The organism is Algoriphagus winogradskyi (genome assembly GCF_900182815.1).
GTDB classification, from domain to species: Bacteria; Bacteroidota; Bacteroidia; order Cytophagales; family Cyclobacteriaceae; genus Algoriphagus; species Algoriphagus winogradskyi.
This window is the reverse complement of sequence record NZ_FXUA01000002.1, coordinates 221,200-247,565: the sequence shown is the minus strand read 5'-3', so window position 1 is coordinate 247,565 and position 26,366 is coordinate 221,200. Positions and strand designations below refer to the sequence as shown.

Here is a 26,366-nt window from a genome sequence, read left to right as displayed (position 1 = left end):
AAATTCTGAGATCCAATTAAGAACCTACATGCAAAGATAATTCAAAACGGCCTTTTGTCACTGAAAAATTAATGACAATAATCAGTTTTTAATCAAATCTGTGCCATTGTTGATTCGATAGTCTTTTGATAATATGCAACATAATGTGGTAGAATATTGGAAATATCAAATTCCTGAGCTCTTGCCAAGGCATTTTTTTTGAAGGTAGGAAGGTTTGCATCATCTAAAATAAAGAGCGCTTTTTCCTTCATATACTTGATATCTCCAATCTCTGAAACAAAACCGGTGACTCCATCCACGTTTAGTTCTGGAATCCCCCCTGCATTTGAGGAAAGAATAGGCACTTCGCATGCCATTGCCTCTAATGCTGCCAGTCCAAAACTTTCCTTCTCAGAAGGCATCAAAAATAAATCCGCAACAGAAAGTACTTCTTCTACTGCATCTAGCTTTCCAAGAAAACGGACATCATCGCAGGTACCCAATTCTCGACAAAGCCGCTCCATCTTATCTCTTTCAGGACCGTCTCCTACCAATAATAATTTGGCTGGAATTTCTTTTCTGACTTCATAAAATACTCTAATGACATCCTCGACCCGCTTTACTTTTCTAAAGTTTGAGGTGTGCACCAAAAGTTTTTCACCATTTGGACAAATTGCCAATTTGAAATGCTCCTTCTTTTGTCGTTTGAAGCGTTCCAAATCAATAAAGTTTGGAATGACTTCAATCTCACGCTGTATATCAAAAAAAGCATAAGTTTCCTTCCTTAAGTCTTCAGAAACGGCTGTAACTCCATCGGATTGATTGATACTGAAAGTAACAACCGGCTCATAGCTTGGATCTTTACCCACCAAAGTAATATCTGTACCGTGAAGGGTAGTCACTACAGGAATTTGAATTCCTTGAGTTTTCAGAATTTGCTTAGCCATGTATGCAGCAGATGCATGAGGAATAGCGTAATGAACGTGGAGCAAATCCAATTTTTCGTACTTAACTACACTAACCATTTTACTAGCTAGAGCCAGCTCATAGGGAGCATGTTCAAAAAGAGGATAACTTTTTATATCCACCTCATGGTAGTATAGATTTTCGCTAAAAAAGTCTAATCGGGTAGGTTGCTTATAGGTAATGAAATGAACCTCATGACCAATTTTCGCAAGACCTTTACCTAATTCTGTCGCTACTACTCCACTACCTCCAAAGGTCGGGTAGCAAACAATGCCTATTTTCATGTGCAAATAATTTTCAATAAAAGGCCACAAGGAATCTCGCTCTTTTTAACATCTTCCAGAAAGGATAAAGGAGTGCTCGATTTCATATTTGTGTGGGCTGGTTTATAAACCTGATTTTTAACACGCGTTAACCCCTATTTTGTTCAAATTCTAAGTCAATTAACCAATTAATCAAGACTTTTATATGAAAACCTCTGAAAACCAACACTTCCAGCAATTTTTTATTACTGTTCAAAATCAAAAAACCCTTAGGAATACAAGTTTTCCTAAGGGTTTTTACCAATCAATTGAATGCTCAATCAACCTTTCTTGCTTTCATTCACTGCGTGGTGCGCAGCTCTCGCTGCAAATGCCATGTAGGTCAATGTAGGATTTTGGGTAGAGGTAGAAGTCATGCAAGCACCGTCGGTCACATATACATTTGGGACGGCATGTAGCTGATGATTGCCATTGAGCATAGACGTTTTTGGATCCTTGCCCATTCTTACGCCCCCCATTTCGTGAATATCCAATCCTGGGGTTCTATGATCGTCATTTACCCTAATGTCTGTAAATCCTGCTTTCTCAAACATTTCGGAAACCTGCTCCTGATAATCCAAGATCATCTTCTCATCATTGTCATCGTAAGACACATTGAATTTCAAGGTAGGTAAACCATAGGGGTCAAGTCTGTCTTTGTCCAAAGCAATGTAATTCGACTCTTTAGGGATAGTCTCTCCCATCATATGTGAGCCAACTCTCCAAGGTCCATCAGGCGGAGTTTTATTGAGCATGCTATTTTTCAAATCCATTCCTACTCTCGCGTCAGCTACGTAGCCTCCACCTCTATAAGCACTAAATCCCCCTGCATAACCACGTAAAAAATCGGTTTCCTGCTTTTTCACGTTTCTAAATCTAGGAATATAACCACTGGTAGGACGTCCGCCTGTGGTGGTGTATTCCATAAATCCTTCGTAAGAGCCATTTACTTGTGCACGGTAATTATGGAAAGCAAAATATTTACCCAAAACCCCACTGTCGTTTCCAAGTCCATTAGGGAATCTAGCAGAAGTAGAATTCATCAAAATGGCATTGGAATTAATCGCGGCAGCATTGATAAAGATTACATCTGCATAGAATTCTTCAACTTCTTTAGTATGTGCATCAATTACTCTAACGCCAGTTGCCTTACCTTTTTTATCGTCGTAAATAATGGAATGGACCACCGAATCTGGTCTTAGCGTTACGTTTCCACTTTTCAAAGCCCAGGGAATCGTAGAAGAATTGCTACTGAAATATCCTCCAAAAGGACATCCGCGTTGACAAAGATTTCTGTTTTGACAAGAAGCTCTTCCTTGTGCAGTAAATTCTGGCCTTGGCTCATGAATGTGCGCACATCTGGCAGAAATCATATGTCGATCCCCACCATAGGTTTCTTTTAGCTTTTGGGCAAAATGCTTCTCTACAATATTTAAATCATATCCAGGCAAAAATTCCCCATCAGGCAACGTATCTAGTCCATCAAGATTTCCAGAAACACCCGCAAACTTTTCCACATGGCTGTACCATGGAGCAATATCCTTGTATCGAATCGGCCAGTCCACCGCAAATCCATCTCTCGCTGGACCCTCGAAATCATAGTCTGACCAGCGTTGAACTTGTCTAGCCCAAAGAAGGGATTTTCCACCTACCTGATATCCTTTAATCCAGTCAAATGGCTTTTCCTGGATGTAAGGCTGCTCAGCATCTTTGGCAAAAAAGTGCTCAGAATCTTCTCCAAAGGCGTAGCATTTAGAAACAATAGGGTTTTCATCGAGGACCTTTTGGGGTAATTTTCCTCTATGCTTGAATTCGTAAGGAAGAAGGTTGGTGGTAGGATAATCCTTGATATGCTCTACATTTCTACCTCTTTCGAGCAAAAGAGTTTTCACCCCCAAGTCTCCAAACTCCTTGGCTGCCCATCCTCCACTGGCTCCAGAACCTACGACTATGGCTTGATACGTTCGTTCCTGTTTGTTTCTGATATTCAGATTAGCCATTGATTCTAGGTTTTTGAGTTTCTGAGATTAGCGCTGCACCATTATATGGTCCAGGAATAAGTGAGTAAGGAATAATTTCTGTCTGAATATACTCTGAGGCCATATAGCCCTGCATGGTTAATCTCTTGGTTGTATTAAGGAAATAAGAGATAGCTCGTTCTTTTTCACCTTCAGGCGTTTCAGCAGGCTTCAAATCAATTCCCTGTTGGATCAGATCTTCTTTCTCCTTGCTACTGAGATTATCATATTTTTTGCCTGATGTATTCTTGGCGTATTCAGAAAAAGCTGCTAATCCGGTACTGAAAAGAACCTGATTATCCGAAGTCATACAATCATTCACCATTACGAGAATGAAGTCAGGTACTTCCAACTCTAAAGCACCTTTGAGTTCACCTGCTGGTATTATTGTATTGGAGATGTCTCCCAAAAGTTGCTTTTGCGAAGCAGTAACCTTGAGATTTTCATATGCGGCAAGAATATCGTCTGAGCTGAAGTCGCAGGAAGGAATTAGGGCAAGTCCTCCAGAAATCAGCGCGAGATGCCTAAGTGCGATTCGTCTGTTCATGTTATAACTAAGTTATGGGTAATAAACTTTGCCTTCAAAATAGACAAATCAATTATTAATTTCCACCTTATTTTGATTTGGAGTCCAAAACTCCTTTAAGCCAATCCTCATGTAGAAGTAATAATTCTGCTGTAACCTCAGGATATTCCAATTTTAGATTTTTGGATTCCGTGCTGTCCTGAGACAAATTGACCAGATAGAGTTCGTCCTCCTCGGAAAATGTCAATTTCTTGGCAGGATCACGAGGGTTGCCAAGTAGTTTCCACGGTCCTTTTCGAACTGCCCAAGAGTTGGTAGTTACTTCAGGGTTGCCAGTAACCCAATGCATCACATCATGTCCAGAAGGTGCGTTATCGTAAATGACATCTCTTAAGCTGATGCCATCCATATCCGCTGCATTTGGCATTTCTACTTCTGCCAAGTCAGCAAGTGTGGGAAACCAATCCACACTTCCAGCCCATTGATTTCTTACTTCGCCTTTGGGAAGATCACCACCTGGCCAGGAAATGATCGCAGGTACTCGGATACCTCCTTCCAGCATGCTGAACTTTGCGCCATTGAAGGGCCCGGCATTACCTCCACCAAAATAGGCACGTTCTTCTGTGCTGTGTCCATGATCGGATTGGAAGACGATAATTGTATTATCCAACTGACCCGTTTCCTCCAAATGATCCAATACATTTCCTACCAACTCATCCAACGTGGAAATAAAAGCTGCATATTCCTTACGCGGACTTGGTAAATCCTTATAATGCTCCAACCAACTAGGTCTGCCCTGATATGGATAGTGAGGCATATTGATCGCCCAATAGATGAAAAAGGGATCTGCCGAAGGTTGAGTAAACTCCTTCACTTCCTCCACCATCAAGTCGCCAAAGAATTCTCCAGGACGATAGATTTCTTTCTCGTTTTGATACAAATCGTGAAGATTTGGCCCGCTCCAGAAGAAATAGTGGGAGTAATTATCGATACAACCCCTTTGGTGCCCGAAGAAATAATCGAAACCTTGACCGTTTGGAAGCTGTTCTGGGGTATGTCCCAAATGCCATTTACCAATGGAAGCTGTTCTATAACCTGCCGGTTTGAATAGCTCAGCCATAGTAATTTGCTCGGTTGGCATACCTGACTTTCCTTCCGGGTCATGAGCAGGAATATCCACGTTTCCATAGAGACCTGCATTGTAATTATACCTTCCCGTCAAAAGTCCAGCTCTGGAGGGTGAGCAAACCGGCGCCACAGCATAGAATTGAGTGAATCGTACTCCCGAAGCTGCCAATCGGCCAAGGTTTGGTGTGGATAAATCAGTTGAACCATAACTATTCAAATCCAGCGTGCCTTGATCGTCCGAAAGGATAACAATAACATTGGGCTTAGTTGGAGCAACCTTTTTTTCTTCTTTGGCACAGGAAGCTAGCAAAAGAGTAGCTCCCAGAATTAGACCTAATTGGAGTTTCATTATATTTTACTTTCTGATATTATTTTGTCAAAACTCCTACTTCCGCGAAAGTCGCAGGATTTCCATCTGCAGTTTTGGTTGCTTTCAAGCGGATAAAGTGTGCATTCACAGCATCAAATCTGATGGTTTGCTCGATTGGACTATTGACAATATTTGAAAATTCTCCTGAAGCTACCTGCTTCCATGAAGTGCCATTTTCACTTACTTCAAACGCAAAATTGGTAATAAACCCACTTGGATATCTTCCCTGCATAGGCAAGTAGGTGAAACCTTTCAAAGAAACCGATTCACCTAAGTCCACGGTAAGAATATTATTCTCACTGGTAAAGTAAGACCCGGCGTTTTCGTCAATTGCTTTGGCAGATTTTTCCGTTGAGCCGACCCATTTTGATTTTGCTAAATCCACATCAATTCGAAGTGACTCGCTTTTCTTACCAGTAGCTGGATCGATAGAAATTGCTTGCAAAGTACTTGCTTGTTCGATTTGAAAAGGCTCTGAATATTGCTGACTTGCTACGCTTGGTTCTGATCCATCTACAGTGTAATAGATTTCCAATCCTTCGTCCGGAGCGCTTAAAGACACATCACCTGTCGTAGCTCTGGAATAGCTTGGAGGAAGTAAGAGCTTAGGTGCATTGTAAATTCCTATCTCTGAAATAACCGGAATATCCTTCCCATCGGTGAATCTCACCCGAACCTTTGTCGCTGTGACATCAGGAAATCTGAGAATTCTTTTGTGACCAACGGTCGTTCCTTCAGCGATTTTCTCCCAGGTTTCACCAGATTCTTTCTCAAGGACAAATGCTTTCACTCGCTGGCCAAGAGGGGTGTATTCCTGAATTAAAAGTCTATTGAAAGTCGTTTCTCTACCAAAATCTATAGTGATCTCTCCAGTTTTTCCTCCATCAGGAATAGTCCAATAGCTTTCATAATTTTCATCTTGAATATTTTCGGCCTCATATCCCGCTCCTCTCTCCTCATCAGCACTTACGCTGGCTTGGGCTGCAAGATTTACAGCAAAGTCCTCTTTCACTTTTTCACCAAATTTTAAAATCGCCTCCACATCATTTTCGTGAATCAAGCCACGCGTGTCCACGGGAAAGTTGATCAGTAAAGAGCTGTTTCTCCCGATGCTTTTATAGTAAATTTCCAGAAGCTGTTCAAGTGACCTGACCTTGTGATCTTCATATTTATGATAATACCATCCTGGGCGAATGGAAACATCTGCTTCCGCGGGAACCCAATGCGTACCATTTTCTTGACCTGAAGCATATTTTTCGGGATACTCCGGCATACCAGCATAGACAGAGTCACGCATTAAATTTGACCAAGTTGTCTCATAGGCAAAGCCATGCTCATTTCCTACCCAACGTACGTCAGGCCCGCCATCGCTAAATAACATGGCTCCCGGCTGCAACTCACGCACAAGCTTATAGGTATTTGGCCAATCATAATACGTTAGTTTATCTACTTTTCTAGCCTCATTTGCTCCACCATAATAACCGTCTCCGCCGTTTGCTCCGTCAAACCAGACTTCGAAAATATCTCCATAGTTGCTAAGCAATTCCGTCAACTGATTTCTCATGTAGGTGATATATTCCGGCTTGCCATAGTCAGGGTGATTTCTATCCCAAGGCGAATAATAGATTCCGAATTTCAATCCGTATTCCTTACATGCTTCAGCCAGTTCTTTGATCAAATCACCCTTTCCATCCTTCCAAGGGCTATTTTTAATCGAATGCTCTGTATAAGCCGAAGGCCAAAGGACAAATCCATCGTGGTGCTTAGCCGTGATGATCAATCCTTTCATACCAGCTTCGGCAGCTACCTGAGCCCATTGCCTAGGCTGGAGATCAGTTGGATTAAACATCTCTGGTTTCTCATCACCAAATCCCCACTCTCTATCTGAGAATGTATTCATATTGAAGTGCACAAAACCGTAATATTCCAATTCTTGCCAAGCAATCTGCTTTGCATCTGGAACGGGAAGAACAGGGGCAGGTGGAGCAACTTTTTCTTGACAGAAAGTAAGAATTAACAAAAGTGCAGGCCAAAGTATTTTTTTCATAAGGAATAAATTATGCGAGAAAATTAGGGCTTATGCCTCAATATTGAAAGAAGTATCAAATCTAAACATATTAGAAATGATCATTGGTGTAATCTCAATACTAACTTCGAGGGAAAGACATTAATTTGCGTTTATGTATAAAATTTTGACATTGGCTTTTCTTCTTTCCTCCTTTTTGTGCCAGGCACAGATTCAGATAAAAGTCATCGACGCTAAAACACAAACTCCATTGGAAAACGTGCGAGTACAACCTGAAAAAGGCAAAGCTCAACTCACCAACATCTCAGGAATTTTGGCTTTTTCAGGGTCGGAAAATCAGAGTTTCTCTTTCTTCAAATCGGGTTATGAACCTCTCACTGCGATATTGGGAGAAGGCGAGCATACCGTTGAATTAACCGAAAAATCGCTTAACCTATCCGAAATCACCGTTTCAGCCTTTGAATCTGAGCGCCCACTGCTAGAGCAATCGGCAGCAATTGTCGTTGTTTCAGAGCAGGATTTTAATCGCTTTAATGAAACGTCGATTGTCAATTCATTCAACACGAAACCTGGAGTACGTATAGAAGAACGTGCCCCAGCAAGTTATAGAATTTCGATTCGTGGCAGTTCCATTCGAGCTCCTTTTGGCGTGCGAAATGTGAAGGTGTATTGGAATGAAGTCCCATTTACCGCTCCTGATGGTACCACTGCTTTGAATTTGCTAGATCTATCTAATATCCGAAATGCTGAAGTCATCAAGGGCCCATCGGGAAGCATCTATGGCGCTGGTAATGGCGGCGTGGTAAATCTCTACAGTCCTGCTGATCCAATTGGTGGAAGAGTAACGGCCGATTTTATGGCTGGAGATTTCGGAATGACGCGCTTCAGATTGGGAGTTTCTCAGCAAGTTGGAAATGGTGGATTTGAGGCTTCCTACGTTAGCCAAAAATCAGACGGCTATAGAGAGCAATCAGCAATGGATAGACAAGTCTTCCAATTGGGAGGATTTTTCAGTGTTTCAGACAAGCAGGAGGTTCGCACTCAGCTATTGATTTCTGATTTGAATTATCAAATTCCTGGAGGACTCAATGCGGATCAGGTGGCGGAAGACCCAACTCAATCCAGACCTGGATCAGTAAATCAAAACAGTTCAATTTCCCAGCAATCCGTATTTGCTTCAATTGGTCATTTGTATCGTTTTTCTTCCAAAGTAAAGAATTCCACTACCCTCTATTTGAACACCAATGACTTTGAAAACCCCTTTCTTTTGGATTACAAAAAGGAACTGGGATTTGGTTTTGGTGGCAGAACGAAATTCACTTATGATGGAAAATTAGCCGCAAAAAACCTGAGAATCATCGCAGGAGGTGAATATCAAACCAGTTTGACGGATGCCCAAAATTTTGGAAATGTGAATGGTGTAGCCGATACGGTCAGATTCGCTGATAAGCTTCGGGCTACTCAAGGATTTTTATTTCAACAGGCAGAGTGGAATTTGATGCAAAACTTCATGGTGACTATCGCACTGAGCGAGAATTTCAGCAGTCTGGAAATCGATCGACAAATCGACGCTTCTGGCGGAACTTTAGGTTTGCAAACGCGGAAATTTGATCCGATTGTTGTTCCGCGTTTTGCGCTGAATTATCAGCTCAACAACTACTCAGGAGTATATGGAAGTATCAGCAGTGGTTTTTCTCCACCGACTATAGACGAAGTTCGGACAAATGAGGGAAGTTTGAATCTTGATTTGGAAGCAGAAAAGGGAATCAATTATGAACTCGGCTATAGGCTGGGAAAAGGAAAATTAAATCTGGATCTGACTGCTTTTTACTTCAAACTTGATCAAACCATCACCACTTACACCAATCCGCAAGGCGTGGTTCTATTCCGAAATGCAGGGTCCACAAATCAAAAAGGAATAGAAGCAGCGATTGATTATGCGCTAATCAGCAATGAAACGGGATTTGTCCGTAATCTAAAAATCGGGACTGCATTCACTGGGAATTACTTCACTTTTACGAATTATCAGAAGGGAGATAACGATTACTCAGGAAATGACCTGACCGGCGTCTCCCCAAATACGCTGGTTTCTCGCTTGGATCTTCGAACTGCTCCAGGATTTTACCTGAATTTCACTCACCAATTCACCGATGAGATCCCGCTCAATGATGCCAATACTGTTTATCAGGATGCCTATAATTTGGTGAATGCAAGATTCGGCTGGGCAAGAAGTTTTGCGGGAAAATGGGAATTGGAAGCCTTTGCGGGTGTGGATAATTTACTGAATGAAAGCTACTCACTTGGAAATGACCTCAATCCCTTTGGCGGAAGATATTATCAACCAGCGCCGACAAGGAACTGGTTTGGAGGGGTGAAGGTGGCGTTTTTGTATTGATAGCTAGACATTAGTAGCAAGACGGAAGACAATAGATATTAGAACCAAGATTCGAGAGCCAAGACTTGCGCAACTCTTCATTGCCGTAGCTCCCCCTTAGATTGCACAGTTTGCTTGGATTCGAAAAGTCAATTAAAGGGGGCAGGGAGATTTTAGAAAGTTGTAGTTTTAGAATTTAAAGACTCAACTCTCTTTTCATTTTTTTGATCAAATTTCCCATTTCACTATTGTCTGTAGTATAACCTCCAATACTTGTGTAGGTTGGCTCTGTATTAAACCAAACTGTCTTTTCATTGTCTTTGATAGTAAGTTTATACAAAGGAGGAAAGACAAACTGAAACTGAGTTACTGATTCGATCTCCATCCATTGGAAAGTATACACTTTTCCATTTTGCTTAATCGTTATTGTTTGATTTCCTATCTTAACCACTGCAAACTTATCCTTTATTGAAAGAAAAAGTACGATCAGAATCACTCCAATAATTCCAAATAAACTAGATGAAATAGGACTCATAGCTCCAGTTTTACCATTTATCTCAACTAGGTTTGGAAAAAGAAGTGAGAGCAAAGGCACTGATATTATTACTAAACCAGCGCCTAATAGCACATATTTAAAAAGTAAATGATAGGAATGATTACTTTCCATTTCGCTTATTTAAATTTCTCTTCTCTGTTTTAATAAAGATTGCTTCACTCCTGCGTCGCTCGCAATGACGAAGTACTACTCTATCCCGTCCAACTCACTCAACTCCAACCAAGTCAATTCCAATTCTTCCAATTCTGAATCGATTTCTCCGATCCGGTTGGATTGCTTGATTAGTTCTTCGTGATCAGCTATTCCTGCGGCTATTTTATCAGTGATTTCTGCCTTTTCTTTCTCCAATTTGGCCATGGAAGCATTCACTTCCTTAAACTCATTCTTTTGCTTAAAGCTGGCTTTTACTTTCGTCGGAGCAATTTCTTTCACCTCAACTTTCTCATCTTGCTTCTTTGGTGCTGATTTACTTCCGTCTTCCGTCTTCGGACTTCGGTCCTTTTCCACTTCCCGGAATTCAGAATAATTCCCAGGGAAATCAGAGATCTCACCTTCTCCCTCGAATACAAACAAATGCTCCACCAAGCGATCCATAAAATATCGATCATGGGAAACAATGATCAAGCAGCCCGGGAAAGAATCCAAAAACTCCTCCAGTGTATTAAGCGTCATCAAATCCAGATCATTGGTAGGCTCATCGAGAATCAAAAAGTTAGGATTCTTGATCAAGACCATCAGCAGTTGAAGTCTTCTTCTCTCCCCACCGCTAAGTTTGGCGATTGGCGTATGTTGCTGCTTGGGAGGAAAACCAAACTGTGTCAAAAACTGGGAAACAGTAATTTCTGCACCTCCCGCGATAGTCACCACTTCAGCCACTTCCTTCACGATATCTATCAGACGCTTTTCCTCATCAAAGCTACTTTCTTCCTGTCTGTAATAACCAAAAGCAGTAGTTTGTCCGATGGAAACTTTTCCAGAATCAGGCGCTAACTGACCCGTGATCATATTAAGAAAGGTAGTCTTTCCAGCACCATTTGGGCCTACAATTCCTACTCTGTCTTTCTTTTTGAAGGTATAGGAGAAGTCATTGACGATAGTTTTATCGCCAAAAGCCTTATTCATCTTATCGATCTCAATGATCTTATTACCCAAACGTTGAGTGGTCACCGTCAATTGAATATCACGTTCCTCCCGCTTCTGAGAGGCTTTTTCTTTGGTTTCTTCGAAAGCGTCCACACGATACTTTGCTTTGGTGCTTCTCGCCTTTGGCTGACGACGAATCCAATCCAATTCTTTTTTGTAGAGGCTTTTGGCTTTTTCGAGTTCTATATCCTCGATCTCCATACGCTCTTCTTTTTTATCTAAGAAGTAGCCATAGTTGCCTAAATATCTATGCACTTTACCCTGATCTAGCTCTAGGATCTCATTGGTTACTTTCTCCAAAAAATACCTATCGTGAGTTACCATGAAAAGTGCAAGATTGGCTTTTGCCAAATAGTCTTCCAGCCATTCGATAGTTTCCAGATCCAGATGGTTGGTAGGCTCATCAAGTAAAAGTAAGTCAGGCTTTTCCAGGATTGCTTTCGCCAAAGCAACCCGCTTACGCTGACCACCGGAAAGTGTTCCTACTGGAAGATCGGTGTCATGAAGCCCCAGTTTGCCGAGTACTTCCTTCACCTGATATTCAAAATCCCAGGCTTGGAAAGCATCCATTTTCTCAAACAAAACGGACATTTTATCCGAGTTGTCAATACCGCGCTCCGCTTCCAGCATTGCCTTGTGATAATCCTCAATCACTTTGAGCACTTCCGAATTACTTTGATCAAAAATCGTTTGGTAGATGCTCATCGTACCTTCAAAAACCGGGTTTTGATGCACATAAGCGACTTTTACCTGCTGGTTTATTCCAACCTGCCCTGTATCAGGAATCTCCAAACCCATGATGATTTTCATCAGCGTGGATTTGCCTGCACCATTGATGCCGACAAGGGCGATTTTCTGACCTTGAGAAATGCCAAAAGAGATATTGGAAAAAAGCTTGCGCTCACCGAACGCTTTACTGAGATTTTCGACCGAAAGGTAATTCATGCCGCAAAAGTAAGGAAAAGAAGGTACGTAAAAGGGTGGAATTGTAAATTCTCCCCAGCGTATCAATAATTTATCTACAGGCAGATTGGGTTAGTCTGTAAATATTATCTAAAATAATGACTATTCTTTTTAAAAATCATTGATTCGGATCTTAAGTAGGTACGGGTTTTCATATTGATCAAAATCTTGATAGATACGATCAACATATGCATTCTTTTTTAAAAATTCAGGAAGTGACGGATTTCCACTCAGTTTATCGATTTCCGATTTAATTGAGTAAGGGTCTATAGAGAAATATAAGAATTGGCTATCACTACCAATCGGGGTATAGGCTGAATAAGAACTCAAATTTGAAAAATCACTCCCAAATTCGGTCGACCAACCTTTTGCTATTCTAACCTTATTTTTAGCTCTATCTACTGTTGTAGTATAATAATTAGAACCCTGAATTATGAAAAGGAATATATGTTTGTCTGTGGGTTGTATTGAAAAAACTGAAGCATAATTATTTTCTGCTGCTTGATTTCTAAAGTCCATGATGTTTTCAAAGGAACGATCAAAGAACTCTGGAGGAGTTTGAAATTTTCCAAAGTCAAAAATATATTTTACACTAGATCCATTTTCGCTCAGTGTATAAAGAGAGTCACTATCGGAATAAAAAAACTCGATAGCTCCATCTTTAGCATAAAAAGTGTCATTATTAAGTACGCTTAAATAGCCTCTTTCATTTCCAATTTTGCTGAATCCTTCCTTTTTCTCACCAGTTTTTCCAGATACCAAGACAGCGCGATCTCCATCTCCACTAAAAAATACGCCGCCATAAATGAAATAATCATCCCCTTGAGGCATAAAGGAAGTGGCTAAGTATAGGTAAGGATTATTCCATTCATTTTGAAATTCCCCTTGGGAATTAAATCGTATTAATTTGCCGCTGTTTTTATCTAACACCTCTATAAAATTGGAACCATCATTCCATCGGATATCATCAACAGTTTGAAATTCTCCTGGTCCATTTCCCTGACTAGAAATCGAACCCAAAATTTCACCATCTGAATCTAGTTTCAAGATTTTATTCGAAGTAAGGATCCAATACTTACTTTCCCTCTGCAGGATTCTTTTGATTTGCTTTATTGGGATATTTTCAGACCCTCCAATAGACATCATTTCCTCTATTGCAAACATTGAGTCAAATTTATCAGGATTTGCTTCTTGAAGATTTATTGAAACTGTTTTTGATTCAATTATTTCACTCTTTTCTGGAGAAGAACAATTGAAAAATAATGATGCTAAAATAAGAAACTGTAAAAAGTAAAGACATTTTTTCATAGAGTGAAAGTTAAAGAAGGGGTCTCCCCCCTCTTTTTTGTAATTGATGAAAGTATTGATTATAAACAAGGTATTCCTGTACATGTGTCCAATGAATTTGTACTAGGTACACAACAAAAGGTGTTGGGTCCTGTCTGTCCCATTTTATAGTATTTCGGAGTTTCCTCTTCACAACCTTCACTTTCCTCACATGGTTCTTCTTCTTCTTGAGCCAATACTGGACTAGAAGAAAATGCAAAAATGAAGAAGACTGGGAGTAGTATACCTAAAATTACTTTTTTCATAATAATTAAATTTTTGTTAGATAGTTACCCCTTGGCCAAGAGCGACAAATCAACTGATTCGCTAGTCGCAACATATTATTATTATTATTATTATTATGCAAACATTAAGACGAAGAAGATCGGCGATTGACTAAAAATACCCTATATAGGGTATAAATTGCTAATTTATTAGGTGATATGAAAACCATTCACGACATCCTCAAACTCGGCGATCCTAGGCTTTACGAAGTATGTGAGCCAATTTTAGAATCCGAACTGGATCAAGTATCGGGTTGGGTCCAGGAATTACATGAGGCCATGGCCGATATTCGAAGCGTTTATGGTTTTGGGAGAGGAATCGCTGCTCCACAGCTAGGGATTATGAAGCGGATGTTTTACCTAAACTTGGATAAACCCTATGTGATTCTCAATCCGGAGCTTAAAAATCTCAGTGACGAGAAGTTTGAGTTGTGGGATGACTGCATGAGTTTTCCGAATTTGCTAGTCAAGGTAAAAAGACATCAATCCGTGACCCTGACTTATAGAGATGAGAATTGGGAACAAAAGGAATGGAATGTTTCTGGAGCTATTTCTGAATTGATTCAGCATGAATTCGATCACCTAAATGGAATACTTTGTACCATGCGAGCTATAGATCAGAAAAGCTTCAAGTGGAAATAATCCCGCACCTTTCATCTTGATACTCATACCCCAGCTTCTTGATACCCAAGAATCTCTTACCTTTGCATCATGGAAGCAATTCAGAAAAAAGACATCCGTAAGCTATCTCTGGCGCAGTTGGAAGAATTCTTTTTGGCGCAGGGGGATAAGAAATTCCGCGCCAAGCAAGTCTATGAATGGCTGTGGAATAAGTCTCTGAAGAACTTTGACGAGATGAGTAATATCTCGCTGAGTACGCGGGAGATGCTCAAAACGCATTTTGAGATCAATCATATTCTCGTGGATCTGATGCAGCATTCCTCAGATGGCACCATCAAGAATGCGGTGAAGCTTTATGACAATAAGATCGTAGAGTCTGTTTTGATCCCAACGACTAAGCGGATTACGGCTTGTGTTTCTTCCCAGGTTGGTTGTAGTCTGGATTGTAATTTTTGCGCGACTGCTCGATTAAAACGTATGCGAAATCTGAATCCGGATGAGATCTACGATCAGGTAGTGGCTATCAAAGATGAGGCTGAAACTTACTTCCAGCGTCCCTTGACCAATATTGTTTTTATGGGAATGGGGGAGCCATTGCTAAACTATGCGAATGTGCTGGAAGCGATAGATAAAATCACCTCTCCGGAAGGATTGGGAATGGCGCCAAGAAGGATTACTGTTTCTACTGTGGGAGTCACCAAAATGATCCGCAAGCTAGCCGATGATGAAGTTCGCTTCAATCTGGCCGTCTCGCTCCACTCTGCGATCAACGAAACTAGGTCACGGCTCATGCCAATCAACGATAGCAATCCAGTGGAAGAGTTGGGTGAATCATTGAAGTATTGGTATGAAAAGACCAAACGCAAAGTTACCTACGAATATGTGATTTGGGAAGGAATCAATGACGATGAGCGGCATGCTCGGGCGTTGGCCAAATTCTGTAAAATCATTCCTTCTAAAGTCAACCTGATCCAGTACAATCCTATCGACGAGGGAGAATTCCGCCAGGCTAAGCAGGAAGCAGTCGATATGTATGTTCGCGTATTGGAATCGCAGGGCATCATTGCTAAAGTGAGAAAATCCCGTGGTCAGGACATCGATGCAGCCTGTGGGCAATTGGCAAACAAAAATGAGGTAGGTGAACTTAATACTAATTAACGTATTTTTAATTGTTAATTAAACGTCCTTTAGTTTTATTAAGACTTTCTTTCAAACATGCCAACTCCTTTTATATGAAAGTTCATATTGTCGTTCTTACGCTACTTCTTAGCTTTTCTTTTTTGAAACCAGTAGTTGCTCAAGATGAAATAATACCAAAAATCCAGACTTTTTTTGATACTTATCAGAAAGAATTCCCGATAGAGAAGGCCTACTTACATCTGGACAAGAGTACTTATACCCTGGGTGAAGACTTATGGTTTAGTGCATATCTTACGGCTGGGAGCGCTCAAGTTCCTTCCCCACTCAGTTCTACATTGTATGTGGACCTATTTGATGGAGAAGGATTGCTTCTAGAGCAAAAAGTCCTGCGGCTTGAGAAAGGAAGGGGAAGTGGAGATTTTGTATTGCCGGCCTTTGGCAAAGCTGGAATATATCAGATCAAAGCCTATACGGCTTGGATGCGTAATTTCGGAGAAGAGTACTTTTCCACTTCCGTGGTGAATGTCATCGACGGAGCAGGAGGCTCCTTCCTACCGAAAATCACCTACGGAAGTATAACCACTTCTAATGGAAAAGTAACCTATAAAGCAAATCTAGCAGCTGTAGATAGTAAAGGAAACCCGCTGAGTAGTAAGGCAATTGATGTAAAAGTCCTAGCTGAAGGCGAAGAAGTATATTCTCAGGAGGTAATTTTAAATGCTGATGGGGAAGTCAATTTTACGTTTAGCATACCTGAAAAGGCAAATTTATCCCAGCATTTGGAGCTGACTTATCTGGAGAATGAGAACTATTCTGTCACCCAAAAAATAAGGCTACCTTATAGTTTGACGTTAGCAGACATTCAGTTTTTGCCAGAGGGAGGACACGCTGTTGTAGATATGAAGTCAAACTTTGCCTTCCGTGCACTCTATCCTGATGGACTTCCAGCAGCTATTAACGGCAATATCTTAGGCAGTGAAACTAGCTTTGAAAGTAATTTTGCAGGCTTAGGCAAATTTGAATTTACTCCTACTGGCAATAGTCATCAGGCTAAAATCTTTGAAAAGACAACCGGTCAGGAAGTCTTAGTAAATCTTCCTGAGATCGATGCGTCCGGCTTAGTCATGCAGGTAATCAATAATCCGGCAGTAGCCTACTTGACAGTATTTATACAGGGTGAGCATAACCCTAAAGAGCTCTTGCTGGTCTCCCAAACCAGAGGAATTATTAATTATATGATAAAGGGGGTTTTATCAAACGGAACATGGGGGGTTAGAATTCCTAAGGAAAATCTCATATCCGGAATAAATGAAATCACCGTCCTAAGTGCTGATGGAACTCCACTACTTCAGCGATTGCTTTTCTTCCAACAGGACGATCTGATCGATATTGAATTGTCAAAATCTGGAAATATTGCCAAACGAGAAAAAATAAACCTTGGACTTAACGCTTCTTTTCCAGGGGGAGCTAGCACTGGAAGCTTCTCGGTAGCCGTATTAGATGCAGATCAGGTGGACCCATCTAAGGATATGGGAAGCAATATTCTATCCTCGCTGTTGTTGACTTCAGACTTGCACGGTAATATATATCAGGCTGGGCGGTACTTTGATGATAGTCCAGAAAACCAGCAATCCTTGGACTTGGTAATGCTAACCCATGGATGGAGACGGTTTAGCTGGGAAGATGTGATGTCATCTACCTTTCCAAAAATCGATAATTTTATAGAACAAGGATTGAATGTAGAAGGCCAAGTCTCTGATGCAGAGGACACCAAGAAAGGCTTAGCCGGGGGCAAGATAACGGCATTAGTCGGTGAAGGTATTGAGATAATAACATCGGAGTTTGGTCCAAATGGCAGGTTTATCTTTAAGGATTTGAATTACCTAGATTCAGCTACAATCACCATTACTGCTGATGATAATAGACTTAAGAATTTTGTGGATATAGATTTAGAACTACCTGAGCCCGTATTCTTTACTATAGCAGGAAAATATTCTGACAAGCCACTTTGGTCTGAGGAGCTTGCCGCCACTTATGAATCTAGATTTAGGATGAATCAAATGATCAACGGTCAGGATGAAATAGTGGATATAGAAGGAGTGACGGTAGAATCGACGACTTTACAAAAAGAGGAGGATGAAATTCAAAAAATTTATGGCTCAGGAGATGTAACGCTTCTCCCGGAAAAAATCCCAGGAGCTGTTGCATTTACAAATGTATTTCAGTTGATACAAGGCAGGGTCGCTGGTGTTCAGGTGTTTGTCTCTGGCTTGGATGTAAATGTACTTATCAGAGGAGTGGGTTCGATTACTTCTGGTACGCAACCGCTCTATCTTTTGGACAATATGCCAGTGGATGCAGGCACACTGATGCAAGTAAATCCAAGCATGGTCAAAAGTGTGGATGTATTCAAAGATCCTGCAAAAGCTGCTATTTTCGGAGCCCAAGGGGCGAATGGCGTGATCGCGGTATATACCAAGACCGGTGGAGAGATATTTACAAATGAAAAAGGAAGTCTGGTCACCCGCTTTGGCGGATATGCTGTCCCAAGGGAGTTTTACCTGCCAAAATATGACACCAAAACAGTGGAAAATGCCATGACAGATGAAAGATCCACAGTGTATTGGAACCCTTTAGTCACCTTGGATGAAAAAGGAGAGACAAATTTGGAATTTTTTAACACGGATCTGGCTAAAAGGCTGGTAATAGTAATCGAGGGAATGGATGAATCAGGTAGATTGGGTAGATTGGTCAGAGTTTTAGAATGAGGAATTGTTTTATTTCCTAATCTCAGCTAATTTCTAACCCATATGTTAACCTGAATATTTATGAAAAAGGCTTTACTGATTTTTTGCGCCACTTTAATGCTCTCTTTTGTAGCTATTGCCCAATCTCAAGAGCAGGGAAATGCCCGCTTTCACGGATATGGAACCTACGGATTGCGATACAATAACTTTGGCGCTGGAGCGGGGATTGAATATTTCTTTGTAGACAAATTCGCACTGATGCCGAGTTTTACTTTTGTTTTTCCACAGGTGGGCAAAGAAAGTAACTTCAGTGCAGATCTTCGATATTATGTGTCAGAGGGCGCATCACAGCTTTATTTCATGGCAGGCTACAGTCAAACTTGGCAAGATACTCAGCCGGATGGAGCGGGTGCAAGACGCAACTCGAAGGGAGCTAATATGGGAGTGGGTGCCTATATTGCATTAACTGAAGGTATCGGGTTGAGTACCGAATTCCGCTTCCAAAGTCCCTATCCAAGGGAAGTTGGATTTAGAGTTGGCTTAGCTTTACCATTGTAATTTAAAGTATCAAGACTTAAGACTTTAGATATAAGACACTAGTGTCGAGAGCTAAGATAGAAGAGCAAGTTGCAGCAGTCTAAAGTCTTATGTCAAAGTACTTGCTACTTTTTCGAAAACTCAAATAACTTCCGCTTCTCTTCTTTATTCAAAGCTTCGTAGCCTCTATCCGCGATTTTATCTAGAATCTTATCAATTTCCTCCTGAGTTGCTTCGTCAGAACTAACTTGGGCTGATGTGGATTTTGTCGCCTTTTTAAAAGACGAAAATCCTCCACCGCTAGAGGTTTTGGCTTTACTACGATAGGATACTTTTACCTTGCTTTTTCTTCCAGAAAAAAGATCCTCAAAGAATATCCCTACTTTCTGAACAGGCACACCCCAATCTATTCCTTTGCGCAGCTGAACAATATATAAGTAACCAAGAAGTGCCCCACCAAGGTGAGCTAATTCTCCTCCTGCATTTGCGCCAGCAGAATTAGCAAAAGATAAGATCACATAGAAAATTGCGATGTATTTGATTTTTACCGGTCCAAGTAATAGAAGAAAGAAGGTAGTGTTTGGCGAGAGTGTCGCAGCTCCGGCGACAATAGCAAATACGCCAGCACTAGCTCCAAGCATCAAAGAACTATCTACAGACTGACTAAAAAAAGGGGCTAAATTGTAAATGAGCACATAAAATGCTGCACCGGCAAGTCCACCAAGGATGTACAGATTGGCAAGTTTACGGCTTCCAAGAAATTGATGGATCAGCTGACCAAACCAATAGAGGAAAAGCATGTTGAAGAGGATGTGGAATATCCCTTCGTGTAGAAACATGTAAGTAAACATACTCCAAGGCTGCGTCGCCAATCTAGGAAGGGAAGCTGGCATCATCAGATATCCTAGCACTGTAGAATACAACTCTCCTAGTCCACCGATAGTCATAAACACCCGGAAAACCAGCACAACAAAAAACACTAAAATATTGATCGCAATCAGCTTAAAGAGGCTGTTGTCGCTGTGTTTGAATGCGTTCCGAAGATTATCCCAAAAGTTACCGTACATAATTAATAAAAACTGTTTCTGTCTTTTTTCCAGAAGTAAACCAAGACTCCTCCAATCACCAATCCACTGAGGTGAGCAAAGTGGGCTACGTTATCCAGCGGATTATTTACAAATACGTTATATATGGTATAAAGGCTGTAGAAAAGCACCATATATTTTGCTTTGATAGGAATCGGCGGAAAGAGTAAGAATAATTGAGTATTGGGGAAAAGCATGGCAAAAGCTATCAAAACACCAAAAAGAGCGCCTGAGGCACCTACCATAGGTACATTTGCCTGAACTTCGAGGATCGCCTCTAAGGTTTGATTTGCTTGACTGATTTTATTTGGATCATCAGGATTACGGCTATAATCATCTACAAAATCATAAATAGTCCGCTTGAAAAACCCCTTGTTTTGAATCACTAATTGATTGAAGGAATCAGGGTTGGGATTGTTTTGGAACATCGCCACTTTTTCCTCCAGATTGTTCATTCGGTAAGCAGTATATCCTGAATAAAGCACTCCCGACCCTATACCGCAAACCATCCATAATGTCAACAATTTCTTTGGCCCCAAAAACTGCTCAAGCAGTGGGCCAAAAATCATTAACCCAAACATATTACCGAACAAATGCCAAAAATCGGCATGCATAAACATGTAGGTCAGAAACTGAAAAGGCTGGAAATAGTGGCTATGAATGTAGTATAATGCAAACCACTGATTTAACTGAGGAAAGATAAAGCTGGACACAATAAGTAGCCCTACATTAATAAGAAGAAGGTTTTTTACTACCGGTGTAATATTTCTAAACATGCTATTTGCCGAAGAAGGAATGAATACTGCTTAAATCTAATTTCACGAAGGTTTTGTTCCCTCCCAGCCCATAATTTGGATTTTGACAGGCAAAAAGCTGCCCAACTAGTGTTTCCATTTCTTGTGAATTTAGTTTTTGCCCTTTTTTCAAGGACGATTTTCGCGCCAAAGAACGAGCTAGATTTTCTCTGGTGTCGAGCGAAAGCTCACTTTTGAAATGCTTGTACTGCTCTAGAAGTCCTTCGAAAAGCTCCTTTTCATTTTTAACAGGCAAGTCTGCCGGGACGCCTTGAATAAGTACGGTGTCTTTTCCAAACTCCGAAACCATAAAACCCAGGCTATGCAACTCAGGCATGATATCCATCACCAAAGCATAATCGGAAGGTCCGAGGTTGACAGTCGGCGGAAAAAGACATTGCTGAGAAGTGCCTTGTGCGAGTTTCAGCTGACGCAAATAGCGCTCGTATAGAATTCGCTCATGAGCCGTCTGCTGGTCGATAATCAAAAACCCTGTCGACATCTGCGCGACCACATAGCTTAGCTCTACTTGGAATGTTGTCCCAGTGGACTCAGTTTCGGTGGGCCTAGGAATAAACTCCGTGGCATCGTCTGGTTTGGCTCTGCTTTCAAAAGTTAAAACTTCTGTTTCTTCGGATTGAGTGGATCTTTCGATTGCTTTAGTTTCTTGTTGAGTTCCTTCAAATAGCCTTTCCCAGCCTGAAGTGCTGGCCTGCTTGAACTCAGGTGTATTGAAGGATTTATAACTGTATTCCCGATCTACCTGAGCCTTTTTTTCTGGATCCTTGTCCCATTTTTCGTTGAAATTTACATCCAAGCTAAAGTCCAGTGAAGGTACTACGTGATGCGCGCCTAAGGCTTGTTTTACCGCAGATCGAATGACCGCATAGATCGTTCGCTCATCGTCAAATTTGATTTCCGTTTTAGTCGGATGAACATTGATATCTATGTGAGAAGGGTCAATTTCCAGGAAAAGAACATAGAATGGATGTTGATCTGATTGCAACAAACCTTCGAAAGCTGAGCTCACTGCATGATTCAAGTAGCTGGATTTGATGAAGCGATTGTTCACAAAGAAAAACTGCTCACCTCGGGTTTTTTTGGCATTTTCAGGTTTACCTATGTAGCCTTTCACATTTACATGTGGAGTCAGTTCCTCGCAAGGCACCAGTTGACCTTGGTAGTTTTTACCAAAAAGGCCAACTATCCTATGACTGAGTTTACCCGGGGTGAGACTATATACTTCGAGATCTTGCTGAAAAAGTGAAAAGCCAATTTCATTATAAGAAAGCGCTACCCGCTGAAATTCATCCACGATGTGACGCATTTCGACGGGATTTGATTTTAGGAAATTTCTTCGGGCAGGAACATTATAAAACAGATTTTTCATAGAAACCGAAGTCCCCACATTTCCTGCGAATGGTTCTTGTTTTTTAACCTCAGACCCTTCGATTTGGATCAATGTGCCAAGTTCTGATTCTGCTTGTCGGGTCTTTAATTCCACCTGAGCTACCGCTGCAATCGAGGCTAATGCCTCCCCGCGAAACCCAAAAGTTCGGATAGAAAAGAGGTCATTTGAGCTACGGATTTTAGAAGTGGCATGACGTTCAAAACTCATACGAGCATCGGTAGCAGACATACCTTTTCCGTTATCAATTACTTGGATTAGCTGTTTTCCGGATTCTTTTACCACCACCTGAACTTGGGTAGCACCAGCATCTACTGCATTTTCCAGAAGCTCCTTTAGTGCAGATGCCGGTCTTTGAACTACTTCTCCTGCTGCGATTTGATTAGCGATCGCATCGGGAAGGAGTTGAATAATATCACTCATATTTCTTCTTGGGTTTTAGCCTGAAGAAAAAATAGATCGCAGCCACAAGAGCTACTGCGTAGGCCATGTATTCAAATATTACTGGACCTAAATAAACATAGCCAAAGATAGATCCGAGAAGCAATAGAAAAATGAACGTGCGGATCATGGCCGTAGAGGCAAACATATTTACTCCGTCTCGTTCTTTAATCCCCTTGTGCTGCGCAAAAGAGCCTCGAATACCCGCACCATAGGATCCAATTTCACGTGAAGTCAACTCATCCTTATCCAACAAGCCCTGAGCCTCCAGATCTCTTTTAATTTGAGAGGTTCTTTGCTCGATTTCCTCTCTCACCGGATCATAATACCTAGGTTTGATATCAAATCTCATTGGAGCGGCAGTTCGAAATACGGATGGAAATTTCATGACTTATTAAATTTTAATTCGAGTGTCACGTTAAGTAAAAGCACCGAGAAGGAATAAGTTCCGGATCGATTAACCAGACATCAAATTTATGCCCTTTTTAACCTTAATTACGACCCGATGTTGCCTTATCTTTAGTAACTTCAATAATCAAATGATTTCATCCAGCTTCAGGATGCACACTTGGAAAACGGTAAGCGATATGAAAATTCATATTCGCTGTGAAAATCAGTCTTCCGTACAAATTTATTTTAAAAGTTAAGGATTAAAAATTTACCCTGGAATGAGCAGCAAGCTTTGGAGAGTTTTAGCAATAGGTTTTATTGGACTTACTTTTTCCTCTGGAAAACTCGACGAATCATTATTAATAGAGGATCCATTGATTTCCACCGATCCAATATCCCAACTTAATTGGGTAGATTCTGTATTTAACAGTTTGACCTTTGAGGAGCGATTAGGGCAACTTTTTATGGTTGCTGCCTATTCCAATAAGGATCAGGCTCACGTAAATGAAATTAGTGAGCTAATAAAATCTGAGAATCTCGGCGGGTTGATTTTTTTTCAAGGCGGCCCGGATAGACAAGCCCGCCTTACCAATTATTACCAGGCACAATCCAAAACCCCACTTTTTATAGCCATGGATGCCGAATGGGGAATAAGCATGCGCTTGGACTCCGTACCTGACTTTCCTAAGGCAATGACTTTGGGAGCTGTGCAGGATGAAAAGCTAGTGTATGCTATGGGAAAAGAAATGGCCCGACAATTTAAAGAATTGGGAATGCACATCAATTTTGCTCCCGTGGTGGATGTGAATTCGAATCCGGATAACCCGGTAATCGGATATCGTGCCTTTGGGGGAGAAAAAGAAGTGGTAGCACAGCATGCTGTTTCTTATATGAAAGGCCTTCAGGACAATGGAGTGATTGCAAACGCTAAACATTTCCCTGGTCATGGAGACACAGAAGCGGATAGTCATTATTCTTTGCCTGTGATCAAGAATCCCGAGCATCAGATTTGGGATGTGGATTTGTACCCTTATCAAGAGCTATTCAAAGAAAACTTGATGTCGGTGATGGTAGCTCATTTGAACGTCCCAAGTTTAGATGATGAAGGCAACATAGCAACTAGCCTTTCTAAAAAAGTCGTGACAGACCTCCTGCAAAACCGAATGAATTTTCAAGGTTTGATTTTCACTGACGCACTAAACATGAAAGGTGTGGCAGTAGCAAATGCTCCAGGTGAGGTGGATTTGAAAGCATTATTGGCAGGAAATGATGTATTGCTTTATTCCCAAGATGTCCCAAAAGCCAAAATGCTGATCAAGCAGGCAGTAGCCGATGGAAGAATTACTGAGAAAGAAATAGACAGAAGAGTTAAGAAAATATTAAAGGCGAAGTATTGGGCGGGATTGAATAATTACAAACCAATCAATACCTACAAACTAGTAGATCGATTGGATACTCCTGAGACTGAGGTAATCATCGAGAGCCTTTATGCTGACGCCTTCACTGTGGCAACCAATAAGGACGACTTAATCCCATTCAAAAACCTGGATTTGAATTCATTTGCAAGTTTGAGTATTGGGGATGAGGGTAAAGAATTTCAAAAATACCTCAGCAAATACACCAAGTTTGATCATTTCAAGATCGACAAAGCAGCTAATGAAACAACTCATAACAATACGCTGAAGCAATTAGAAGATTACGATGTGATTGTAGTGGGTTTGATGGGAGTGACCAATAGTCCTAGACGTAAGTTCGGTGTAGCTCCGGCTGATGTGCAGCTGATCAAAGATTTAGCGAAAAGACAAAAAGTTGTTACGGTACTTTTCGGAAATGCTTATGCTTCTGAACAGTTGCAGGGGCTAGGTAATGTAGTTTTTGCCTATGAAAACAATCAGGTAACTCAGGAATTAGCTCCCCAGATTTTATTCGGAGGCAGGGCTGCCAAAGGTATTTTACCTGTTTCAGTAAATGAGCAATTTGCGCATGGAGTGGGGGGATATTTGGCTCCAAGCAGTAGACTTTCTTATAGTACGCCGGAAAGCGTAGGCTTAGATGGTAAAATTTTGGATAAAATCGATGCTGTTGCGGAAAAAGCAATTCGAATTCAAGCTACTCCGGGTGCGAATGTAATGGTAGTAAAGGATGGGAAAGTGGTTTTTGAAAGATCTTATGGAAAACTGGAATACAAGTCCAGCCCTGAGGTGAACTCTGAAACTGTTTTTGATTTAGCTTCCATTACAAAGGTTTTGGCAACAACCCAGGCGGTGATGTTTTTGGAAAGTAGGGGTGAATTGGATATGGGAAATACGCTGGAAGACTATTTGCCAGAGCTCAAAGGCACCAATAAAGGTAAAATGATCCTTAGTGATGTGATGGCTCATGAAGCAGGGCTGGTGGCATTTATCCCCTACTATGCAAGAACCGTAGAAGCTGGACAATGGCGAGGTGATTATTACAAACCTAATGCAGCGCCAGGATTTACAAGGCCAGTCTCCAATGATATGTATGGAATGGATGCGCTACGTGACAGCATCTGGCATTGGACTATAGAATCAAAAGTTACCCCGATTCCACGGGGAGCTAGCAAACATAAATATGTGTACTCTGATCTCACAATGTATTTGATGCAGGCGGTGGTTGAAAGAGTGGTAAATCAACCTTTAGAAACCTTTTTGGATCAAAATTTCTATGCCCCTTTAGGTCTTAACACGATGACTTTCAATCCGGCTTTGAAGATACCGATTGATAATATAGCACCGACCGAAAATGATATCACCTGGAGAAAAAGACAGGTACAGGGATATGTACACGATCAGGGCGCTGCGATGTATGGCGGAGTAGCGGGCCATGCTGGGCTTTTTGGCAAAGCAAATGACCTGGCAGTGATGATGCAAATGATGCTGAATGGAGGCAATTATGGGGGTGTGAATCTGATCCGTCCGGAGACGGTGGAAAAATTCACCAAAAATCAATCCCGCCAAAGCCGTAGAGGTTGGGGTTGGGATAAGCCAAATACTGAAGTAGGGAGTGGAGGTTCAGCAGGAGATTTGGCTCCAAAATCAACCTTTGGACACACTGGCTTTACAGGAACCTGTGTATGGGCCGATCCGGATAATAATCTGATTTATATCTTTCTTTCCAATCGCGTCTACCCAGATGCAACCAACACCAAGCTGCTAAAAGAAGGAATTCGTACTGATATTCATGATATCATTTATGAAGCAATGGGCAAGAAAAAGTAG

General features: G+C 41.2%; 19 protein-coding genes. 6 read left to right on the top strand and 13 right to left on the bottom strand.

What is annotated here, in order from left to right:
- Positions 1–92: 92 nt before the first annotated feature.
- The 5 genes from bshA to QOL76_RS05420 all read right to left on the bottom strand — a co-directional run bounded on the left by bshA (position 93) and on the right by QOL76_RS05420 (position 7,336).
- The gene (bshA, locus tag QOL76_RS05440; RefSeq protein WP_283412018.1) at positions 93–1,229 is read right to left on the bottom strand and encodes an N-acetyl-alpha-D-glucosaminyl L-malate synthase BshA; all 1,137 of its coding nucleotides are present in this window, start codon (positions 1,227–1,229) and stop codon (positions 93–95) included.
- A 299-nt stretch (positions 1,230–1,528) separates the two neighbouring features.
- Positions 1,529–3,247: a GMC oxidoreductase gene (locus QOL76_RS05435; protein WP_283412017.1), complete on the bottom strand. Its 1,719-nt coding sequence runs from the start codon at positions 3,245–3,247 to the stop codon at positions 1,529–1,531.
- Positions 3,240–3,812: a gluconate 2-dehydrogenase subunit 3 family protein gene (locus QOL76_RS05430; RefSeq protein ID WP_283412016.1), complete on the bottom strand. Its 573-nt coding sequence runs from the start codon at positions 3,810–3,812 to the stop codon at positions 3,240–3,242. The genes QOL76_RS05435 and QOL76_RS05430 overlap by 8 nt, the downstream gene beginning before the upstream one ends.
- Positions 3,813–3,879: 67 nt before the next feature.
- Complete coding sequence (locus QOL76_RS05425) at positions 3,880–5,268, bottom strand: sulfatase family protein (protein WP_283412015.1); 1,389 nt, start codon at positions 5,266–5,268, stop codon at positions 3,880–3,882.
- 19 nt (positions 5,269–5,287) lie between these two features.
- Positions 5,288–7,336: an alpha-L-fucosidase gene (locus tag QOL76_RS05420; RefSeq protein WP_283412014.1), complete on the bottom strand. Its 2,049-nt coding sequence runs from the start codon at positions 7,334–7,336 to the stop codon at positions 5,288–5,290.
- Between the two features lie 133 nt (positions 7,337–7,469).
- On the opposite strand from QOL76_RS05420, the gene QOL76_RS05415 reads away from it, so the two are divergent.
- Entirely contained in the window at positions 7,470–9,710 is a 2,241-nt protein-coding gene (locus tag QOL76_RS05415) for a TonB-dependent receptor family protein (RefSeq protein ID WP_283412013.1), read from the top strand.
- Positions 9,711–9,885: 175 nt separating this feature from the next.
- Here the strand turns inward: QOL76_RS05415 and QOL76_RS05410 are convergent, their stop codons facing one another.
- From QOL76_RS05410 to QOL76_RS05395, 4 genes are all read right to left on the bottom strand, one after another.
- A complete protein-coding gene (locus tag QOL76_RS05410; protein ID WP_283412012.1) occupies positions 9,886–10,356 on the bottom strand; it encodes a hypothetical protein in 471 nt (156 codons plus the stop codon).
- Between the two features lie 75 nt (positions 10,357–10,431).
- Positions 10,432–12,333, bottom strand: a complete 1,902-nt coding sequence (locus QOL76_RS05405; RefSeq protein WP_283412011.1) for an ABC-F family ATP-binding cassette domain-containing protein — start codon at positions 12,331–12,333, stop codon at positions 10,432–10,434.
- 129 nt (positions 12,334–12,462) lie between these two features.
- The gene (locus tag QOL76_RS05400; RefSeq protein ID WP_283412010.1) at positions 12,463–13,659 is read right to left on the bottom strand and encodes a DUF4934 domain-containing protein; all 1,197 of its coding nucleotides are present in this window, start codon (positions 13,657–13,659) and stop codon (positions 12,463–12,465) included.
- 59 nt (positions 13,660–13,718) lie between these two features.
- A complete protein-coding gene (locus QOL76_RS05395; RefSeq protein ID WP_283412009.1) occupies positions 13,719–13,943 on the bottom strand; it encodes a hypothetical protein in 225 nt (74 codons plus the stop codon).
- A gap of 177 nt (positions 13,944–14,120) precedes the next feature.
- Here QOL76_RS05395 and QOL76_RS05390 point away from each other — a divergent pair, with 177 nt between their 5' ends.
- From QOL76_RS05390 to QOL76_RS05375, 4 genes are all read left to right on the top strand, one after another.
- Positions 14,121–14,603 (top strand): peptide deformylase, encoded by a 483-nt coding sequence (locus QOL76_RS05390; protein WP_283412008.1) that lies wholly within the window; start codon positions 14,121–14,123, stop codon positions 14,601–14,603.
- Between the two features lie 69 nt (positions 14,604–14,672).
- Complete coding sequence (rlmN, locus tag QOL76_RS05385) at positions 14,673–15,740, top strand: dual-specificity RNA methyltransferase RlmN (RefSeq protein ID WP_283412007.1); 1,068 nt, start codon at positions 14,673–14,675, stop codon at positions 15,738–15,740.
- 74 nt (positions 15,741–15,814) lie between these two features.
- On the top strand, positions 15,815–18,490 hold the full coding sequence (locus tag QOL76_RS05380; RefSeq protein WP_283412006.1) for a TonB-dependent receptor plug domain-containing protein: 2,676 nt from the start codon (positions 15,815–15,817) through the stop codon (positions 18,488–18,490).
- 60 nt (positions 18,491–18,550) lie between these two features.
- Positions 18,551–19,027, top strand: a complete 477-nt coding sequence (locus QOL76_RS05375) for a porin family protein (RefSeq protein WP_283412005.1) — start codon at positions 18,551–18,553, stop codon at positions 19,025–19,027.
- Positions 19,028–19,131: 104 nt separating this feature from the next.
- Here the strand turns inward: QOL76_RS05375 and QOL76_RS05370 are convergent, their stop codons facing one another.
- From QOL76_RS05370 to QOL76_RS05355, 4 genes are read right to left on the bottom strand one after another with little or no spacing between them, the layout of a single operon-like run.
- Complete coding sequence (locus tag QOL76_RS05370; RefSeq protein ID WP_283412004.1) at positions 19,132–20,073, bottom strand: rhomboid family protein; 942 nt, start codon at positions 20,071–20,073, stop codon at positions 19,132–19,134.
- A 2-nt stretch (positions 20,074–20,075) separates the two neighbouring features.
- A complete protein-coding gene (locus QOL76_RS05365) occupies positions 20,076–20,867 on the bottom strand; it encodes a rhomboid family intramembrane serine protease (RefSeq protein WP_283412003.1) in 792 nt (263 codons plus the stop codon).
- A gap of 1 nt (position 20,868) precedes the next feature.
- Positions 20,869–22,716, bottom strand: coding sequence for a DNA mismatch repair endonuclease MutL (gene mutL, locus QOL76_RS05360; protein ID WP_283412002.1), 1,848 nt, complete (start codon positions 22,714–22,716; stop codon positions 20,869–20,871).
- Complete coding sequence (locus tag QOL76_RS05355) at positions 22,709–23,122, bottom strand: hypothetical protein (protein WP_283412001.1); 414 nt, start codon at positions 23,120–23,122, stop codon at positions 22,709–22,711. The genes mutL and QOL76_RS05355 overlap by 8 nt, the downstream gene beginning before the upstream one ends.
- A 280-nt stretch (positions 23,123–23,402) precedes the next feature.
- Here QOL76_RS05355 and QOL76_RS05350 point away from each other — a divergent pair, with 280 nt between their 5' ends.
- Positions 23,403–26,366, top strand: coding sequence for a serine hydrolase domain-containing protein (locus QOL76_RS05350; RefSeq protein ID WP_283412000.1), 2,964 nt, complete (start codon positions 23,403–23,405; stop codon positions 26,364–26,366).

Excerpts from the sequence above, each read along its gene's own strand:
- bshA (WP_283412018.1), bottom strand. The coding sequence starts at position 1,229 with ATGAAAATAGGCATTGTTTGCTACCCGACCTTTGGAGGTAGTGGAGTA.
- QOL76_RS05435 (WP_283412017.1), bottom strand. The coding sequence starts at position 3,247 with ATGGCTAATCTGAATATCAGAAACAAACAGGAACGAACGTATCAAGCC.
- QOL76_RS05430 (WP_283412016.1), bottom strand. The coding sequence starts at position 3,812 with ATGAACAGACGAATCGCACTTAGGCATCTCGCGCTGATTTCTGGAGGA.
- QOL76_RS05425 (WP_283412015.1), bottom strand. The coding sequence starts at position 5,268 with ATGAAACTCCAATTAGGTCTAATTCTGGGAGCTACTCTTTTGCTAGCT.
- QOL76_RS05420 (WP_283412014.1), bottom strand. The coding sequence starts at position 7,336 with ATGAAAAAAATACTTTGGCCTGCACTTTTGTTAATTCTTACTTTCTGT.
- QOL76_RS05415 (WP_283412013.1), top strand. The coding sequence starts at position 7,470 with ATGTATAAAATTTTGACATTGGCTTTTCTTCTTTCCTCCTTTTTGTGC.
- QOL76_RS05410 (WP_283412012.1), bottom strand. The coding sequence starts at position 10,356 with ATGGAAAGTAATCATTCCTATCATTTACTTTTTAAATATGTGCTATTA.
- QOL76_RS05405 (WP_283412011.1), bottom strand. The coding sequence starts at position 12,333 with ATGAATTACCTTTCGGTCGAAAATCTCAGTAAAGCGTTCGGTGAGCGC.
- QOL76_RS05400 (WP_283412010.1), bottom strand. The coding sequence starts at position 13,659 with ATGAAAAAATGTCTTTACTTTTTACAGTTTCTTATTTTAGCATCATTA.
- QOL76_RS05395 (WP_283412009.1), bottom strand. The coding sequence starts at position 13,943 with ATGAAAAAAGTAATTTTAGGTATACTACTCCCAGTCTTCTTCATTTTT.
- QOL76_RS05390 (WP_283412008.1), top strand. The coding sequence starts at position 14,121 with ATGAAAACCATTCACGACATCCTCAAACTCGGCGATCCTAGGCTTTAC.
- rlmN (WP_283412007.1), top strand. The coding sequence starts at position 14,673 with ATGGAAGCAATTCAGAAAAAAGACATCCGTAAGCTATCTCTGGCGCAG.
- QOL76_RS05380 (WP_283412006.1), top strand. The coding sequence starts at position 15,815 with ATGAAAGTTCATATTGTCGTTCTTACGCTACTTCTTAGCTTTTCTTTT.
- QOL76_RS05375 (WP_283412005.1), top strand. The coding sequence starts at position 18,551 with ATGAAAAAGGCTTTACTGATTTTTTGCGCCACTTTAATGCTCTCTTTT.
- QOL76_RS05370 (WP_283412004.1), bottom strand. The coding sequence starts at position 20,073 with ATGTACGGTAACTTTTGGGATAATCTTCGGAACGCATTCAAACACAGC.
- QOL76_RS05365 (WP_283412003.1), bottom strand. The coding sequence starts at position 20,867 with ATGTTTAGAAATATTACACCGGTAGTAAAAAACCTTCTTCTTATTAAT.
- mutL (WP_283412002.1), bottom strand. The coding sequence starts at position 22,716 with ATGAGTGATATTATTCAACTCCTTCCCGATGCGATCGCTAATCAAATC.
- QOL76_RS05355 (WP_283412001.1), bottom strand. The coding sequence starts at position 23,122 with ATGAAATTTCCATCCGTATTTCGAACTGCCGCTCCAATGAGATTTGAT.
- QOL76_RS05350 (WP_283412000.1), top strand. The coding sequence starts at position 23,403 with ATGAGCAGCAAGCTTTGGAGAGTTTTAGCAATAGGTTTTATTGGACTT.